Annotated in this window: 20 protein-coding genes and 2 pseudogenes; 11 read left to right on the top strand and 11 right to left on the bottom strand. The window is 58.9% G+C overall.

From position 1 onward, the window contains the following. Nucleotides 1-536: 536 nt before the first annotated feature. From HV670_RS27620 to HV670_RS32430, 5 genes are all read left to right on the top strand, one after another. Nucleotides 537-1,031: a YciE/YciF ferroxidase family protein gene (locus tag HV670_RS27620; RefSeq protein ID WP_175108159.1), complete on the top strand. Its 495-nt coding sequence runs from the start codon at nt 537-539 to the stop codon at nt 1,029-1,031. 520 nt (nt 1,032-1,551) lie between these two features. Continuing rightward, nucleotides 1,552-2,106, top strand: a complete 555-nt coding sequence (locus HV670_RS27615; RefSeq protein ID WP_175108158.1) for a DUF4142 domain-containing protein — start codon at nt 1,552-1,554, stop codon at nt 2,104-2,106. Nucleotides 2,107-2,408: 302 nt separating this feature from the next. Beyond that, nucleotides 2,409-2,717 carry a hypothetical protein gene (locus HV670_RS32440; RefSeq protein ID WP_175108144.1) on the top strand — a complete coding sequence of 103 codons (309 nt, stop codon included), beginning with the start codon at nt 2,409-2,411 and terminating at the stop codon, nt 2,715-2,717. Beyond that, the gene (locus tag HV670_RS32435) at nt 2,659-3,021 is read left to right on the top strand and encodes an ATP-binding protein (RefSeq protein ID WP_175108157.1); all 363 of its coding nucleotides are present in this window, start codon (nt 2,659-2,661) and stop codon (nt 3,019-3,021) included. The genes HV670_RS32440 and HV670_RS32435 overlap by 59 nt, the downstream gene beginning before the upstream one ends. Nucleotides 3,022-3,071: 50 nt before the next feature. Continuing rightward, nucleotides 3,072-3,269, top strand: coding sequence for a response regulator (locus tag HV670_RS32430; protein WP_425511477.1), 198 nt, complete (start codon nt 3,072-3,074; stop codon nt 3,267-3,269). 188 nt (nt 3,270-3,457) lie between these two features. Here the strand turns inward: HV670_RS32430 and HV670_RS27595 are convergent, their stop codons facing one another. The 5 genes from HV670_RS27595 to HV670_RS27575 all read right to left on the bottom strand — a co-directional run bounded on the left by HV670_RS27595 (nt 3,458) and on the right by HV670_RS27575 (nt 5,877). Then, entirely contained in the window at nt 3,458-3,631 is a 174-nt protein-coding gene (locus HV670_RS27595; RefSeq protein WP_175108155.1) for a hypothetical protein, read from the bottom strand. 483 nt (nt 3,632-4,114) lie between these two features. Continuing rightward, nucleotides 4,115-4,585 carry an RES family NAD+ phosphorylase gene (locus tag HV670_RS27590; RefSeq protein ID WP_175108160.1) on the bottom strand — a complete coding sequence of 157 codons (471 nt, stop codon included), beginning with the start codon at nt 4,583-4,585 and terminating at the stop codon, nt 4,115-4,117. Continuing rightward, complete coding sequence (parS, locus tag HV670_RS27585) at nt 4,582-5,031, bottom strand: type II RES/Xre toxin-antitoxin system antitoxin (protein ID WP_175108154.1); 450 nt, start codon at nt 5,029-5,031, stop codon at nt 4,582-4,584. The genes HV670_RS27590 and parS overlap by 4 nt, the downstream gene beginning before the upstream one ends. 208 nt (nt 5,032-5,239) lie before the next feature. Beyond that, the gene (locus HV670_RS27580) at nt 5,240-5,629 is read right to left on the bottom strand and encodes a type II toxin-antitoxin system VapC family toxin (RefSeq protein WP_175108153.1); all 390 of its coding nucleotides are present in this window, start codon (nt 5,627-5,629) and stop codon (nt 5,240-5,242) included. Beyond that, the gene (locus HV670_RS27575) at nt 5,626-5,877 is read right to left on the bottom strand and encodes a type II toxin-antitoxin system Phd/YefM family antitoxin (RefSeq protein WP_175108152.1); all 252 of its coding nucleotides are present in this window, start codon (nt 5,875-5,877) and stop codon (nt 5,626-5,628) included. Before HV670_RS27575 ends, HV670_RS27580 begins: the two co-directional genes overlap by 4 nt. Before the next feature lie 789 nt (nt 5,878-6,666). Between HV670_RS27575 and HV670_RS31455 the strand changes: the two genes are divergently transcribed. The 5 genes and pseudogenes from HV670_RS31455 to istB all read left to right on the top strand — a co-directional run bounded on the left by HV670_RS31455 (nt 6,667) and on the right by istB (nt 9,383). Continuing rightward, on the top strand, nt 6,667-6,978 hold the full coding sequence (locus tag HV670_RS31455; protein WP_246258020.1) for a reverse transcriptase family protein: 312 nt from the start codon (nt 6,667-6,669) through the stop codon (nt 6,976-6,978). Nucleotides 6,979-6,986: 8 nt separating this feature from the next. Next, entirely contained in the window at nt 6,987-7,139 is a 153-nt protein-coding gene (locus HV670_RS31450) for a hypothetical protein (protein WP_246258019.1), read from the top strand. A gap of 27 nt (nt 7,140-7,166) precedes the next feature. Continuing rightward, a pseudogene (locus tag HV670_RS31445) lies at nt 7,167-7,796 on the top strand (reverse transcriptase domain-containing protein); the annotation flags it as partial. Between the two features lie 141 nt (nt 7,797-7,937). Continuing rightward, a pseudogene (locus HV670_RS27565) lies at nt 7,938-8,588 on the top strand (Mu transposase domain-containing protein); the annotation flags it as partial. A gap of 6 nt (nt 8,589-8,594) precedes the next feature. Continuing rightward, nucleotides 8,595-9,383: an IS21-like element helper ATPase IstB gene (istB, locus tag HV670_RS27560; protein ID WP_175108151.1), complete on the top strand. Its 789-nt coding sequence runs from the start codon at nt 8,595-8,597 to the stop codon at nt 9,381-9,383. Between the two features lie 687 nt (nt 9,384-10,070). Here the strand turns inward: istB and cas6f are convergent. From cas6f to HV670_RS27530, 6 genes are all read right to left on the bottom strand, one after another. Next, complete coding sequence (gene cas6f / locus HV670_RS27555; protein ID WP_175108150.1) at nt 10,071-10,634, bottom strand: type I-F CRISPR-associated endoribonuclease Cas6/Csy4; 564 nt, start codon at nt 10,632-10,634, stop codon at nt 10,071-10,073. Nucleotides 10,635-10,637: 3 nt separating this feature from the next. After that, entirely contained in the window at nt 10,638-11,678 is a 1,041-nt protein-coding gene (csy3, locus tag HV670_RS27550; RefSeq protein ID WP_175108149.1) for a type I-F CRISPR-associated protein Csy3, read from the bottom strand. Nucleotides 11,679-11,690: 12 nt separating this feature from the next. Then, a complete protein-coding gene (gene csy2, locus HV670_RS27545) occupies nt 11,691-12,662 on the bottom strand; it encodes a type I-F CRISPR-associated protein Csy2 (RefSeq protein WP_175108148.1) in 972 nt (323 codons plus the stop codon). Beyond that, nucleotides 12,655-13,974, bottom strand: a complete 1,320-nt coding sequence (csy1, locus tag HV670_RS27540) for a type I-F CRISPR-associated protein Csy1 (protein ID WP_175108147.1) — start codon at nt 13,972-13,974, stop codon at nt 12,655-12,657. The genes csy2 and csy1 overlap by 8 nt, the downstream gene beginning before the upstream one ends. Before the next feature lie 525 nt (nt 13,975-14,499). Then, nucleotides 14,500-14,640, bottom strand: a complete 141-nt coding sequence (locus HV670_RS31440) for a hypothetical protein (protein WP_246258018.1) — start codon at nt 14,638-14,640, stop codon at nt 14,500-14,502. A gap of 623 nt (nt 14,641-15,263) precedes the next feature. Then, nucleotides 15,264-15,461 carry a hypothetical protein gene (locus HV670_RS27530; RefSeq protein WP_175108146.1) on the bottom strand — a complete coding sequence of 66 codons (198 nt, stop codon included), beginning with the start codon at nt 15,459-15,461 and terminating at the stop codon, nt 15,264-15,266. 207 nt (nt 15,462-15,668) lie between these two features. Here HV670_RS27530 and HV670_RS27525 point away from each other — a divergent pair. After that, nucleotides 15,669-16,784, top strand: a 1,116-nt coding sequence (locus HV670_RS27525) for a multicopper oxidase domain-containing protein (protein ID WP_175108145.1), incomplete at its 3' end; no start/stop codon positions are given.

The raw sequence follows: 16,784 nt of genomic DNA, 5'->3' as shown, positions 1-16,784 counted from the left end.
TTCTGCGCCTGGCCCACCCAGGCGTATGTGGCTCGGCACACTTCGGTGCGCAACCCACGATACCCGAGACGGGCCCTACGGTGTTCAGTCAGCCGCGACCATTATGTCTAGAGAGCCTAAAGTGAATTGTGAGCGCCTTGCGTCCACACCTAGCGGAAAATCGCCTGCAACGCGAAGCGATACGGGGTAGTCGCTGGTTGTTCCGCCCTGGTATCAATTCTGCAAGACGAAAAGCGGGGAGCGAAAACGGTTGGCGATGAGCGTGAAAGGGAAGGCCCTTTGATAGGCAAAACCGGCTCGAGGATCAAGCTCCTGCGGCACGACTTTTGCGGCGCAATCGCTAGCTGTGTGAATTGATAAATTTGCCGGGGGTTCTAGCAAGTGAGCCGTAGCCGTTGTCATTGCCCGCTGCCATGAAGTGCCCCACGCTTCCCCTGCGACAGAGACGTGGTTTCCCGGCCCGCAGGTTGCGAACCGGTCCATCACGCCGTTTCCACCGGTGGAGCATTTCTCCACATTGACCCAAAGGAGCAATCATGACTACGAAGACGCTGAAAGATTTGTTTATCCACGCGCTGTCCGACGTTTACAGCGCTGAAAATCAGATGACGAAGTCGTTGCCGAAGATGGCGCGAGCGTCGACCAATCCTGGCCTCAGGGCCGCATTCGAAATGCATCTAGAGGAAACGCGAGGACAGATTGAGAGAATTGAGCGGGTCGTCGAGGCTACCGGAATGAAGCTCCAGCGCATCAAGTGCGTTGCCATGGAAGGACTAATCGAGGAAGGCCAAGAACAAATTGACGAGATCGAAAAAGGCCCCGTTCTGGACACGGCGCTTATCGCCGCGGCCCAAAAGGTGGAGCACTACGAAATTGCAGCATATGGCTCGGTGATAGCTCTGGCTAATCAGCTGGGTGAGACCGAGTCAGTCAAAATATTGGGCGATACGTTGGAGGAGGAGAAGGCTACCGACCAGAAGCTATCCGTGCTTGCGGAGGAGAAGATCGCGGCAGAGGCTCTCGGCCAGTAGTCCGCTCGACTGTCGTCAGGCGGCCCGGCGCGCCGGGCCGTACGTCCGCGGACCGTCACGTTCCCGGCTATGAACGGTTGAATCGCGCGGGAACCAACGTTGGCGTTCGTTTCTTTTCGAGCCGCCCTGGACATCGCTTTTTCAGCGGCGGTCAGGATCCCGACGATCGCGCCGACCAGCACCGCAAACGACATGGCCTTCCACTTGTCCCGGACGAAGTCATACCGTTGCTAAGAAGATGAATATTCCTCGCCGTGTCGTAGCGCGGCCTCGTACTGGCCACGACCGAATCGTGTACAGCGGGCTTCACTAGCCGACGTGCCTGGCTGTGGATCATGCGTGCGCGAGCATTCCCGCGCGGGCTGACCGGGATTCATCCGTAGCGGACTTATAGCGACCTGAACAGAAGGAGAATGTCAGGAACGTTCCATGCTGCGCCTGAAACTTGTCCCATGCTGCGCCTTAAACTTGTCGGGAATGCGCGAGGATCGTTAGCACGTCACTTTAAGGAGGAATAGTCATGACACCCGGACACATTGCCGCCTTCCTTGCAGTCGCCGCCCTACTTGCGGCGGGAAGCCCATTAGTGAATGCGCAGACTCAGGCCGCCTCAACGACCGCTGCGAATAAGTTGCCCGCGCCAGACAAAGCATTCGTTCAAGCAGCGTCGATGTCCAGTTCGACCGAGATTGACGCGGCTAAATTGGCGATGAAGAACTCGCAGGACGAGGACGTCAAGTCGTTTGCACGGCATATGTCGACCGATCACACAAACCTGACGATATCGTTAAAGATGGCGGCCCCCCTCGGAGTGGTGGTGCCGAAGGATAACTCCGAGATGGAGGTGCTGGACTCGCTGAAAGGACTCAACGGCAAAGCGTTCGACGACGCATATATTCGGAAGGTCGGACTCAAGGGACATACGAAGGCAGTCGCCGCGTTCCAGGAAGAAATTAATACTGGGCAGAACGCCGACCTGAAGGCGGCGGCGCAGAAGAGCTTGCCGACGATTCAGGAACACCTTCAGATGGCCCAGGATCTGGCGGCAAAGAAGGGCATCAATGCGTCCGAGTAGTCCAGTCGCTCCCCCTCGGAGCGAACGACGGGTTTGGCCGCGTGACCCTCCGCTCTCCAGTGAGTCGGCGGGCGGGTGGAATAGGAAAAGCAGCGAAACGTCGAAGCTGCTTCACACCCCGAGGAAGGCAGCTGAATTCAGCGTGCTCACGGTCCAGCGGGATGTGTGTGAGCTGGAACGTGCGTTGCAGAGTAACGCTTGACGTCAATACGATTCAGTATCTGCGACGGGGATGCTGCCAACGAAACGGGAGACTTCCATGAGAGCGCTTTGCTAGCCCGGCAAGAAGGACATTCGCTGCGATGCCGTCAACGGTCCGATTATCGCGCACCGCGCTCCGCCATTATCAAGGTGTCGGCGTGTGCGATTTTGCGGTTGGATTTGCACCTGTTAACGGCTTTATGCCGGGCATGGAGTCCGGCGATATCATGCGCCGCGAATTTACGGGCGAAGTTGTCGTAGTCGGTCCCGACAACACTATCCGCCTCACGGTCGAGCATCCGGTGGGCGATCCATACGTCGACTGCGACCCGGCCCGGTTCGAACAGCTGGTTGGCAACCTTCTGCACAACGCCTGCAAATTCACACCTCGGGCGGCCAGATCACCCTGAGCGTCGCGGTCGACGGGCGCGAGCTGCAGGTGCGGGTCACGGATACGGCATCGAAATAGAAGCAGGGGCGCTGGGGGGCATATTCGAACTCTTTTCCCAATCAGCGAGCGGACGAAGCCACCGGGAGGGAGGTCTCGGCATCGGGCTTTCGGTGGTTAGGGAACTTGCGGCCGCACACGGAGGTACCAACTCAGTCCGCAGCGATGGCCTGGATATGGGAAGCACGTCTACGCTAAGCTTCCGATTGTCGTCCCACGGCCGCGAACTGACTCGCAGGAAAACGCAGCGCTACATCACGCGATGACGGGGATCAAGGTCCTGGTAGTTGACGATAACGCCGACGCCGCCGATGCGATGCAAATGCTTCTCAGCCATTTTGGCCATGATGCTACTGCGGCATATAGCGGGCCGGTGGCGTTAGCATTGTTGGCGCAAGGTACACCGCGGGGCGTTATCATCGACCTGAGCACGCCGGGCATGGACGGTTTTGAACTGGCACGGTGCATAAAGCCTGCAGACCTGCGATGCTCCTCGCATTGCTTCACTCCCTGATACCGTCGCGTCCGCGAGGCCCATACTTGCGTAATGAAATACTCCGTAAGCGTAACCCGCTCGCCGGACAGGGGTAGCCATCTTTACGTCGACTGCGTTGGCCAATTGGCACGTTTGCCGTCGTGCCGTCTCACTCGCCAAGTAACAGTGCCTTCCCGTGTTCTGGCAGCTTACATTGGGTGCTCGATTCAATGCATCCGTGCGACAGCTTGGAGGAGCAAATCGCCGTCTCCCGACGCGAGTCTTTCTAGCGTGACGAGCTGATGCTCCAGGAGTGTGTTCAACTCGGTGCGATCCAACTTGAGCGGATCAGGCACGTCCTTGACGAGCATCAGGGTGGCGAACTCTTGCGGGCTGAGCATTTTCGTCTCCGAATATCGACGATGATGATGGCCGACCATCATCGGAAGTCAATCGTCGCAATTGCATCTCTCCTCGGCGCATTCCCCCGCGCACGGGCGGGGCCAAAATCAACGGCAAGCGATGTCTGCTGAAGTGCGACGGAGGATGCACTCTATCGAAGAACCATTGACTGGTTAAGGCGGGTTTACACTGCGTAGTGCTAACGGAAAGAGCGCCGTTGTCAGGTTGTTGGATCGATCAGGTATTCCCTCGGCGCTGCAGCGCGAAGTTAAGGAATGCGCAATGCCCATGACCTATCCGCTCAGCCTACGCAGAAAGTCTCGCTGAGCGTGGGATTATCTGAGTTGATCATTATTCCGTGCATCGCTGAAGCCGAACTGTTGCCGGCACTGGAGAATCGTAGTCGGAAAGAGCTGGCGAATGGACCGGCCCGTACATCCGGGTTAATGCCAACGCCGAGGGCCGGACGAGGGCGACTGCTACTATTCTTGGTTTAGGAGCTTCAGGATGCGCGGATCGTGCTGCACTTCAAGCACTTCCGCGACATGTAGTCGCGATGCATCCGCGTGGAGCGGATTCATTAGATAATTCTTCCCGAACGGGACAATGACGCTCGGTATTTCGAGCAAGATGCTTGAGGCCGTCGATAACCACTCGCTGCCGGCCGCGCGCGTCCATGCCGTCATCGTGCGCCAATCGGCGGGTGCCGCGCCCAAGTCGAGCCGGGCCATTGACGCCCCGTCGTTCACTTCAACCCTGAGAAGCCGATAGCTCACGGGGAGCTCGTCTCCCGAGGGGATCTCTAGATGCACTAAGACTTCGAGAAGGGCGAGCGCCGGGTGTTCGGCGAGATAGACAACAGGCTGCCCGGCGTGATGCCATCGCGCCGGGGCGCGCAGGCCACCGATGCCCAAGAGATCCGCATGATTGCTGATGCGCCACAGCGTCATCAGGCGAAGTAGCCTTCGTCGAGTTGTACCAGTGCGTCTTCCACGAGCCGCGCCCCCTGCTCTGTGCTGGCCATAGCGAGGCCCGATGCGCCGCCGAACCGCTTCTTGGGCGCTCGCAACCAGGCCATCGCTTTCTCATCATCGTCAAACGTGGCGATGGCCTGCGCGACGATGCGAGCCAGTCGAATCGCGCGGTCGGATTCCTCGAGAGTCAGACGTTCGTCATGTTGGCGGCGATGTGTCAGGGTTCGCCGCGGGATGATGAAGGCCAGCTCGTCCGCGCGCAGCCCCCGCTGGGTCAGCCGGTCAAGTACCTCAATACCGAGGCGTTCACGGGCGAGCGCCGCCAGATCGAATCCGGACCGCACGGGCGCGTTTAATAGCGCAGCCAGTAGTCCGAACTCGGCGGGAACTCCTGCAGCTGCGCCGCTGGGGGTGAAAACAACCATGGCACACCTCGTGGCATTTTGCCCTTATTTCAGTGGCATTTTGCCATACATTGGAAGTTTCGGCAGGGGGAAGGTATGAACAGGGCTATCTGGTGGGCATAATCGTCGCGGGCATCGTCTATCTGGCCGCAAACGACTATGCAGGGTGGGTCTCGCTGATCGCACTGGCGATCCGTATCGCCTAGCCCTCGAGTGCAGAGGTGAAGCCTTAAACGTATCGGATCGGCGCAAAGTCGTACTGCCGGATGTGGTCATCATGTGTGAGCAGCACGATTCCTTCTACTATTGATTGACCAAGGAGAATACGGTCGAACGGATCCTTATGGAGCAGGGGAAGCCGTTCGATCTCAAAGGCATGCGGTGCCTCAATTGATAGTTCCTCATAGCCGGAGTCGCGCAGGTTCCGTCGGAGCACGCGCGCATCGATCTGAAAATCGTCGCGCCCCAAGGTGCTTTTGATGACGATTTCCCAAATACTCGCGACACTGAAGTACAGCGTGTTATCCAATTCCTGAATGATCTCGCGAGCCTCTTGGGGCAGCGCATTGTCGTCTTCCGCAGCCCAAATGATTAAATGTGTATCGAGTAGCACTTTCACGTCGCTTTGCCCTCGAACATCTCGCGGATCTCTTCCGCGCCCATTGTGTCGAAATCGGCGGGAACTTTAAGCTGACCCTTCATAAAACCAATGCGCCGCCGCGGCTTTTCAGTTTCCATGTCGATCCGGACCACCTTGACCAGTGGCTTACCGGATTTGGCGATGACGAACGGTTCTCCACCGTTCACCGTTTCTTCGATTAACCGGGAAAGGTTGGTTTTGGCGTCGTGCATGTTGTAGATACGCATAGTCGCTCTAACGCCTTAGTTCAGTGAACTTAGGTTATATCATCTGGCATTGCTTGTCTAGTCCACTCATTGACCTCAGCCTGCAAGCCTAGGGCGAGGGATGACGCTTGCTGCCGCCGGAAGAGACGAAGCGCTACGGCGACTTTGGAAACCGCGCTCTTTATGTGGCTCGCGGATTAGACCGCAGAGGCTGCCGCGGCTCGCGTTGAGCGTCACCCTCGGGGTCCGCGCCTAGCCACGCAACGACCGCTTCGGGTGTGCGCCGTGAAAAGGTGGCGCTTTCCAGTGGGTGCAAATCCCACCCGGCAACCGCTCCAGCCGGAAGCAACCGGAGCAGCTATGGAGGAAACGAAGTGGCTGAAGCCTTCGGTAATGCGTGTCACGAATTGGTGACAGCGCGAGTTTGCAGGCCGTAACGCGAGTGAACGCCGAGCAAGCTTCGATAAGGTCGATGCGCAGGCCGACCCGGCAACCCTATCGGGGAAGGCTGATACGACCGGGCGGATGAGCAGGCTGGACGCCCAATCGCTGCGCCGGGGTAGTGGCGACAGCATGTACACAAGGAAAGCGTACGCAACACGGGAAGTCCCTCGGCGTGGTCAGGGATGACCAACCGGACGCCCGCGAGGGACAGGCCGGGCGCCTTGGGATGACGGAGAGGCTCGTAGTACCGCTGAAGCCGGGTAATGCCGGTGGAGGGAAGGGGCCTCAGTTCAAGACAGACGCAATACGTAGTGAGGGGGGGACTTGGGCAACCTATCAACTCCGATCAGTGTTCAGAAGCTGCAGATGGCGTTACACGCGAAAGCGAAGGCAGAAGCCGGGTATCGCTTCTACGCGCTGTACGACAAGATCTATCGCGACGATGTGCTGGCGCATGCGTACGCCCAGTGCCGCTCGAACAAGGGCGCGCCGGGTGTCGATCGGCAAGACTTCGCGGAGGTCGAAGCGTATGGCGTGCAGAAGTGGCTCGGCGAACTGGCGCTTGCGCTCAGGCAAAAGAGTTACCGGCCGGACCCTATCAGAAGAGTGTTTATCCCGAAGGCCAACGGCAAGCTGAGGCCACTGGCATCTCGACCTTGCGAGATCGGGTGTGCATGACAGCAGCGATGCTGGTGCTCGAACCGATCTTCGAAGCGGACCTTCCATCAGAGCAGTACGCTTACCGCCCGGGGCGAAATGCCCAGCAAGCGGTGATCGAGGTGGAGGAGCGGCTGCACCGAGGGCAAACGGACGTTGTTGACGCCGACCTGGCGGACTAATTCGGAAGTATTCCTCACGCCGATTTGATGTTGTCGCTTGCGCGACGTATCGTCGATCGGCGCGTGCTGCATCTAATCAAGATGTGGTTGGAGTGCTCCGTTGAAGAAACCGACAACCGAGGCCGGAAGACACGTACGACCGAGGCCAAGGACAGCAGGTGCGGCATTCCGCAAGGCTCACCCATCTCACCACTGCCGGCGAATATTTACATGCGCCGGTTTGTGCTGGCGTGGAAGAAGCTCGGGCTTCAGCGCAGTCTTGGCAGTCGCATTGTGACCTACGCGGACGATCTGGTGATCCTGTGCAAGCGGGGTAAGGCCGAGGAGGCCTTGCTACGACTGCGCGAGATCATGGGCAAACTGAAGCTGACGGTCAACGAGGAGAAAACACGAATCTGCAAGGTGCCGGAAGGCGAATTAGACTTCCTGGGTTACACGTTTGGGCGGCTGTACTCGGCGACGACTGGCCAGGCCCGTATGGGCATGCGTCCGTCGAAGAAGAGTATCCGGCGCATGGTCGAAAAGATTCATGCGATGACCGCCCTCAAGACAGTGTGGCAAGAGACCACGGAGTTGGTGGGCAGGTTGAACCGCACCCTGCGCGGCTGGGCGAACTACTTCAAGGTAGGCTCGGACCGACGCGCGTATCGGGCGCTCGACAGCTACACCGCCACGCGGTTGCGTCGGTGGTTGCGCAACAAGTACAAGGTTCGACGTTCCAGGGGCGGGAGTTATCCATCCTCACACCTCTACGGGCACTTCGGTCTCGTGCGTCTGACTGGTCCATGGTTGTGTGAACACGGCACGACACGCGAACAGCCGCTGATGCGCTTCGCCATCGAGAAGCCGCTGTTGACGCCGTTACCCGATGTGCCGCCGGTGCTCGCCGCGTGGTCCACGGTCACCGTTCATCGTGACGCTCACATCCAGCATCACAGGGCGCTCTACTCGGTGCCGTTCGCGCTGGTCGGCAAGACGCTGTGGGTGAAGGCGACCGACACGGTCGTGCAACTGTTCCATCAGCACGAACTCGTCGCCACTCATCCCCGCCTTCGCAAGCCCGGTGCGCGCTCGACCGTACGCGATCATCTGCCGCCGGCCGCGCAGGCGTGGCTCGAACACGATCCGCAATGGTGCTTGTCGCAAGCGAGGGAAATCGGACCGTCCTGCCTTGCGCTGATTCTGGCGTTGTTCAATGACCAGGTGCTCGTGAACCTGCGGGATGCGCAGGGTGTCGTGCGGCTGCGCCGCAGGGTCGGCGACGCAAGGCTCGAGGCAGCATGCGAACGCGCGATGGCGCATTCCAGCCCAAGGTGGCGAACGGTCAAGATGATTCTCGATAAGGGCTTGGAGAGCCAGCCCACGCCACAGTCCCCGCAAACACTCACCGACACTTACGTCAACGGCGGCCGCTTCGGCCGCGATCTCCAATCCCTGCTGATCCACTAAACGCCCATGAATCCTAGTCCTGAACTGAACACGACGCTCAAGCAGTTGCGCCTGTCGGGTGTGCTCGATTCCCTCGAGCAGCGCAACCGGCAGGCCATTGACGGCCAGCTCGCCTACACCGAGTTCCTCGCCATGCTGCTGCACGACGAAGTCGCCCGACGTGACCAGAAGAAGCTGGGCACCCTCCTGGCCCGCGCCGGCTTCGCCCTGGGCAAGACACTTGAAACGTTCGACTTCGACCGGCTGCCGAACCTGAATCGAACCCATATCCACGATCTGGCTGCGGGTCGCTATATCGATGAGAAGGTCGCCATTCTCATTGCGGGTCCAACCGGCACCGGCAAGTCGCACTTAGCCCAGGCACTTGGCAATTGCGCTGCCCGACAGGGACGCGATGTCGTGTTCGCCACGCAGACCAAGCTGCTGAACAGTCTGCAGGCAGCGCGCGCGACCGGTACCTACGAGCGCAAGCTGAAGCAGCTTGCCAGCGTACCGGTCCTCATCGTCGACGACTTCGCGCTCAAGCCGCTGCGCTCCCCGCAAGACGAAGACCTCCATGATCTGATCGCCGAAAGGTACGAGAGCGCTGCGACGATCCTGACCAGTAACCTCGACTTCAGCGAATGGGGCGATGCGTTCGCGGGCAACCGTATCCTCGGTGCCGCAACGCTTGATCGTCTACGCCACGGCGCCTATCGCATCGTGCTCGACGGCGACAGCTTCCGCACGCCCAGACCGATGCGCGAAACCGACCCGGCGCGGCTTGCGAAATCGGCTAAAAAAACGCATCCTTGAGTCCGTTCGAATCCGCGCTTTACTCCACTTCAAACTGGCGCCATTACGGCGATCATCCCCGGCGTCATTACGCCGATCCGTGACACCTAGTCTGGATCTCCTCATTTTCCTGCTGATTCGACTGGACCACGACAGTTCTTGTAAGTGTCCGGATGGACGTGCTTGCCTGCGCTATGTTGTCCGAGAGCGCTGGGCCGTATTGGCGGTCAATTCCCGATCGCCTGAGCTCGTCGAATATGCTCCGCCGAGGGCGGCGCTAACGCCGAGTCCCGAACCGCCATATGAGCCGGCAGCGCCGCCCATAAAAGATCCGCCCCTTTGCCATTCCTGCAAAGCGGCCTGAACCGTTTCCGTGATGGAGCGGTCGCGGTGCAGGTTGTGAAGCAATTGCGAATGCGTCACCGCCTTATCCTAGGACAGACGGTACGCACGGAAGATGATGCTGCCACAAATCACGGGCGCCAATATGTTCGGCGTCAAATTCCTGAGCTGCCTGTCCGGCAGTGAAGGCGGCGTGCGATGCTCGCAAGACCCCTATCTTTTCTGAACTGCCTGTCCGGCAGTGAAGGACCGTAGTTCGATTATAGCAATCCGATTTTTAAAAGGCGCAATCGTGCCCACTAATTTGAATTCTAACGGGTCTTGCAAGTGCGTATAGAAGGTAGATGATAGGTCCCGGGAAAGGGTTCAAAACCACGGCACTGTCGCTGTGGCGCTCAGGCCGTAGGCGGTGAACTCGCCCTCCACAGCCTGTTGTTGAATGGGCAGATGTTCTATGAACAGGCGGAATTGCGCGCCGGTGCTCTTGCTTGCCAGAATGAGATAGGGCAATTGAAGGCGCTCTGCAGCGCAGTCCGGTATGGTCTGCCGGGCCGTGTCCGCATCAATCCCCCTTCGGGCCATCAATCTGCGTCGTTGTCGTTCAGGACTGCTCTTGGCCTGAACGCGCCTGACCGCCCGATGCCTTGCATCCGTCGGCACGCGCGTAATTTCCCCAACCGCTATGTGGTCGAGTAGCCCAGCCGTGCAGCCGGACACAATCAGCGCGCCAAGGCTTGATGCATCGCCGTGGATGCGCAGACGCGTGCCCAGCGACTGGCTGTCCTCCCGGACGTCCGGAAAGCTCACGCCAATGTTCCGTCTCCCATGGGCGGCCAGCGCGCCATGCAGTTTGCCGAACAAGATATTCATGAGGGTCGTTGGAATGAATTCCGGGTCCGGCAGTATGTTTATTTCAAGATAGGCGTTCATCCATCAGTCCTTCTCTCCGAATACGCCACCCCGAATCAGGGTAGCCATCACGTAATGCTGATTTCCTTCATCCGGGGCACTGTCCTTGAGCACCCAGTTATCGAGCAGATTGTAGAAATCCATCTTTCGTTTGGGCTGGCGGTAGGCTTTTCCTTGCGATGTGACTGAACCATACGGTTCGACCGCGATCGGGCCAATGGGAGCGCCACCGTTATCCGGATACCAGGTATCTATGGTGCGCAGGGCGTTGCCGATTTTCTGACTGTGGATTCCGGCTACCTCTCCGACGACGTACAGCGTTTTTCTCTTCTGGCCTTTTTTGACGCCACGGTCGAGGATCAGTTCTTGCGAGGGGAAGACTTCTTGACCGTCGCCTATTCGAACGTAGGCAACGACTTCCAGCAACGCATACGCCTTGCTAGTCAAGCCGTGTTCAATCAGCAGCGCCAGCGCTTTCAGCGCCTGTTCTGCATCGGTCGGCACCTTGAAATCACGCAGAGAAAAGCTCTGGGCATTAAAGATCCAGATTGGACTTGCGCTGCCTTTGGACAAGTGGCGAACGTGCACCTCGATCTGCTCCGCACCGACCCGGTTGCGCCACAGGAAACGTCCGTTGGCCAGGTTGACGGCATAGCGGCGTGCCAGTTCGGCAAAACCGGCCTGGTCCGAATACTGCTGGATAGTAATCTGCAATTTTTCCTGGTAGTCGGCGTTATTGCAGGCTGAAGGCATTCCCGCTTCACCGAGCACGCGAAGAGTGAACCGGACGCGCAGCGTATCGGCATCGTTCGGCAGGGTTGCGACATCGACGGTATGGAGGTTCGGAGACTGGATGGCCGCATCCAGCTTCGCCGGGTCTTGGTCCATGCTGGCCCGCCGGTCTGAGATGGTGCCGCGCACGGATTTTTCTCTCACGCTAACGGGAGACCACTTCTCGCCGTTTCCGCGGTCATTCCAGCGCCCGGCGGTGAAACACGCATCTGAAGGGTCCAGCTTGCGGGCGAACGCCAATACAGAGGCGGTTTTCAGCTCATTTTTTGTCATGTCGTTTCCTCCTCATCTAAGGCGATCAGTCGATTGCACAGGCGTTAAATAATGGTTGATACAACGATAAATACCGTTGGCGGGGTCGGTTTCGGTGTGCCAAAGTAGTTGCCGCACGTTTTCTAATCGATGGGGACCAACCCATTCGCCCAGCGAATAAAGACCTTCGACAAAGCGGAACGGAGTGACGCCGTCCCGCGTGTTCTTGACTTTGTCGGGTGCATAAAGCGGCGACAACGCGCTATAGCCGATCGGCAGCGGCACCAGCCAACCGGGCTTCTTGCGAACACCCCATTGCCGTTCGTCCGGTATATCAAGACTGGGTCTGTCGGGCTCAATGTTCAACCGGGATAAATCCAGCAACGCATCCAGCGCGTTGCCTTCTGGGTATCGCAGACGTATTTCCGTCAAGTGCTCCGCCAACAGGTCCTCCCGTTGCACCAGAGCGAAACCGGGCAGCAGTTGACGACGCAGCTTGCGGAAGATTTCGGTTTGGCCTTCCGGATTGTCGGCGAGCGTCCACCACTGCGCCGAAAAGCGCTTGCCATCGCGAGTCGGGAGGATGCTTCCGCCCGCAACACGCATGCCTTGGGCCGTCGCTAGCACGTCTTCGGCAAAATACTCGCCACTCCTGGCAGGCATATGGTCCTTCACCGCAATCACTAGACTAATTTCCATGTGCGCGCGGCCCTCCTCGACTAGCGCAGTGGCGCCCCCATCTTCTTTCACCGGGTTGCGCGTGAGGCGGAAAACGTGGGTCCGTCGCCCCGGCGACAGGCAAACTTGCGGGTGAAACTGATGGCAGATGATTCCAACTCCGCCAAAGCCCTTCCGCAGTTCAGAGGGAAATTTGCGCTCAAGCGCATGGGCGAAGCCGACAAAGGCGGTGGGGGACGGAAAGCCCCAACAAATTGAGCCGGAGATCGCGTTGGCGTTTTGCACCTGCAAACGCGGCAGAACCATGAGAGCAGTGGGATCATTCATCGATGTCGATCTCGATACGAATCATCCGTAGTTCTTTTTCAAGAATGTCCGCCCAATGCGCAGCCTCGGCTTGACCCATTGGCGTGCAGGGCGTAGTGAGCGTTGCATTTAGCCAGTTGCCAAAGCGCCTGCAGACGCCATCCCGCCAGTCTCCGCGACAACGCATGGAAGCAAAGACTTCGTCGCTCTCCGCCCGCCTTGGGTCGAGCCAACACTGTTCATCCGTGTTTAGGCGGCAGTGCAGCTGCAGACTCCAGCCCGCTTTAAGCTCGTGCATTTCTGCGCCGAACTGCAGCAACTCATCACGGACGTAGGCCACCAGTTCGGCCCGCTTGTTGCGAACCCGGCGACTGCTATCTGCGTTTTCAGCGCTCCCGCGAAACTCCCGCAGGATGCGCGTTACTTCACGGACGCACGGGCGACGACCGAACAGACGATGAAACACGCTCGCCATACCCAGCGATGGACGTATCGGCTCGCGATGCCACGAAGGGGGCAGGGAGGGCACGAGGTAGTTCTCCCCATGGCGCTCGCTATTCAGCTGACTTATGTTCTGCGGTTTTGATCCACCGAATTTCTGTACAGCCACATCGGGGTACTCACGATAGCCCTGAGGATGTGATACACCCGCCCGTCGGGCGTCCCGAGCCGCTTTGGCGGCATCGGCATAGCGGTCCTCCTGAAGCGTATTCCACACGACATGCACAAGCGAGGTGGGGAAAAGAGGCGCAAGGAGATGGTACTGACCCCCACCCAGCGGCCAATAGATCTGCTTGGCTAACTCATGTGAGGCCAATTGACCTTTAGATTGCGTCAATGACGCGAAAGCCGCCATCCACCGGCTTGCCTGTTCTGGATGGTCGGAAAGCGCGGCAGCGAGAGCCGGGTCGTTGGCGATCGCACGCTCCAGTAGCGATCTGCCGTCAACGATCAGACGCAGGAATTTGTAGACGTCCAGAGCAGCGGCGTCGCCCACTACGTCCGGCACGACTGTGCCGCCGAGGGTATGGGTGCCAACGTGGAGCTCGCCGACTTGTAGGTTCCCCGCCACGCTCAAGCTGGAGCCCCTCGCATCAGGGTGGGTGAACTTAAGCGCGTGCGTCACCTGCTGAATATGAAGGACGCGGCGCGCCGCAAAAGATATCCAGTTTTCCGGCAGGAAGTCCGTCACGAATTTCTCGCGCTGATCGGCATCGTCGTCCTTGAGCTTGTCCAGCTTGGACTGGAGCCGTTCCTGTAGGAAATTCAAGATCGTCTCCCGGAGTTGCTTGCGGGAGTCCCCGTGCGAAAGCGCATGAGTGGCAGCATCCATTACGCATAGCTCCCTGTTAATAACAGGATGTCCGGTCGTGTTTGCTCACGAAGGAATGTTACCCGAGGAATTGTTGTCGTTTCACCTTCTTCATTCTCTTTCATGGCGTGCCGGGCGCGAAGCGTCCGGCCCCTAGGCTTCCAAATTTTCCGCTAGGCGGCCCAGGATCAGTTCTTTCGCGCGCTCGGCGCGCCACGTCATGACACGGCGCTGCAACGTTCTCAACAGTGCATTGTTTGCATACGCGTCCGGAACCGTCGCGGGCTAGCGGTGTCGATCACTTTCCTAAACGGGATCGTCGCCTTGCGACGTCACCAGTGCTGGGTCCACCAGTCTCTGGGTCAAGTACTCAAACGGGGGAGACACCAACAGGGACACGGCCGCTCCCTTCGACACGGATCATTGAGGTATTTCGCCTTGTCGACCGATGCAAAACCAGCAGTCATGAGCATAAAGCTATGGCGGAAAAGACTGGGACGTTGTACGGGTCATCACCAAGGCGCACGCTCGCCAGGTGAACTACTGCTAAACCTCGTTGTTCTTTGTCCCATCGTTAGCCATGCTGTCTTGGCTCATCGCGTCTTCCTTCATCCCGTTTTTGGCCATGCTGTCGGCGCTCAGCGGGTCGTATTCCGTTGCGTCGTTTGCCGGGGTCTCTTGACTCATTGCGTCTTTTGACACTGGTCACTTGACGTACTATCGGCAGCGAAGGCGCCAGCGGTCGCGAACGTCACGCAGCTGGCGAGAATTGTGGCAGTGAGCTTGTTCATGATGTGATCCTTCAGCGATTCAATGATGAGGCCGGAACTTTCAAGCTTAAGCCCGGGAGCCTCATCTTGCCCCGAACCCGGTTTCACCGTGGCACTGCCCAACGCCCACCGGTCGGCGACTGTTTTCTCATTTTTGCCTGGATAGACATGAAGGGAAGTAGGGAATTCCCCCGATCGGCAGGGTAAAGCCCCGCAATAAGCGTAAAGCTTCGATGCACCTAGATCGATCGCTCTCTTTCCCGAAGAAATAGCCTTTCGATTGGACGAAGCCTGGATCACTCCAATTACGCTGCCAGCCACACTTGGTGGCGATGCAAACCGACAACGTTCGGGACTTCGACGAAGTGCCACGCTCGAGCGGCGGTATTGGTTTCGGCTCGGAGCAATCATTCAACTGATCCACATGCTGCGCAAAGGGCAACTGGAGGGCAAGCGCAGTCAGGCTGCGTCTGCAGCTCAGCAGTTCTGTTCTCTTGCCACGTAGTCAGTTCGAATCCACACAGATTTCCGGTCGCGATCCTACTGCGACAGAGCAGCGATAAACGTACAGTTCGACGCCGCCGTCGTCCGCCAGTACGCGCCCAGTACGACGATCCTGCTCTGCAAATGTTTGTCCTCGAACAGCGCCTCCATACTTTCCACCTGGCCATCAGGGCGAACCAATTGAAAGGTCAGGTTGTATTCGGTCTTTGGTCGAATGCTGGAGGCGATCAACATGCGCCTCGTTCCTGTCCGGCAAAACGAATCTGCAGAACGTCGCTGGGTTTGCCCCTACCGCACATGTAGGGGGGTGACCCATCCCAACCGCCGTCGCTCGCCTGCAGAATTCCGATACGGGTCAATCTCAAACGCCCCGATCTTTACCGAAGATAGAGCATGACCTCCAGCGCGGTTCGCGCTGGCTGCCCCCTGGACGGAGGTCATATGTTCAGTATTCACCGGTGTCGTAACGGCGTCGCAGCGCTGTTGTTCCTGCTGTGCGCGTTGCCCGCGTTCGGGCAGTCTTTCCGGGTGCAATGCCCGCCCACCACGACGCTTCATCCGCAAGCGTTGCCGCGCGGTGCGGGCGAACCGGCCTACACAGGTCCGTCCGTCACCGGACAGAACTCGCAGCCCACCGGCGTCGTCAACGGCGCGATCAAGTGTCAGCAGATCTCGGGTGGGGACGGCTATGCGACGATGGGCGACGGCACGCAGACCTACCTGTTTGCCTTCGGGCCCTTGTCCGGACTGGCTGACATCCAGAAGGGGCTGCCGGGTACGCAGTTCGCGTCGGTGTTCAATACCGTCGGCAATGCAAGTGCCGATCCGACCTACAACGGTGCGGTCGGACTTGTGCCGGACCCGGAATCGACGCCGCCCGGGCAACTGACCGGTCACGTCGATCCGCGGCAGATCATGGACATCGGTGTGATGAACGGCAGCATGCCGGCACCGACGATGGCGCTCGACGAGGACGACGAGTTCTTCCTGACGCTCACCAACGTCGGGATGATCATGCGTCCCGACTTGTTCGAGCAGCACACGGTTCACTTTCACGGCTATCCGAACGCTTCGGCTTTCTTCGACGGTGTGCCGGATGCGTCGGTCGCGATCAACATCGGTGCGAGCTTCACTTACTACTACCTCGCTCCTGACGCCGGCACCTATTTCTGGCACTGCCACATCACGCCGCCCGAGCATCTGCAGATGGGCATGGTCGGGCAGATCTACGTGCGGCCGAGGCAGAACCGCGTGACGACGGCGACGCTCTACAACTCGCTGGTCACACAACAACAGGATCCGCGTACGAAGTGCGGTACCGATATTCTGTGCTCGACGCCGCTGCCACCGCAGAACAGCGTCATGCATGCGAAGAACAAGAGCGGCACGCCGACGCTCTACGCGTACAACGATGGCGATGGTTCGACGGCCTACGACGTCGAGTACCCGTTGCAGATAGACGGCTTCGATCCGAACTTCCACTTCGTCGGGATGACCTTCAATCCGGAGCCATTCACCGACAACAAGGACAAGCATTTCCTGCTGAACGGGCGCAGC

It is taken from the genome of Pararobbsia alpina, from assembly GCF_902859895.1.
Classification (GTDB): domain Bacteria; phylum Pseudomonadota; class Gammaproteobacteria; order Burkholderiales; family Burkholderiaceae; genus Pararobbsia; species Pararobbsia alpina.
This window is presented reverse-complemented; position numbering and strand designations above follow the sequence as displayed.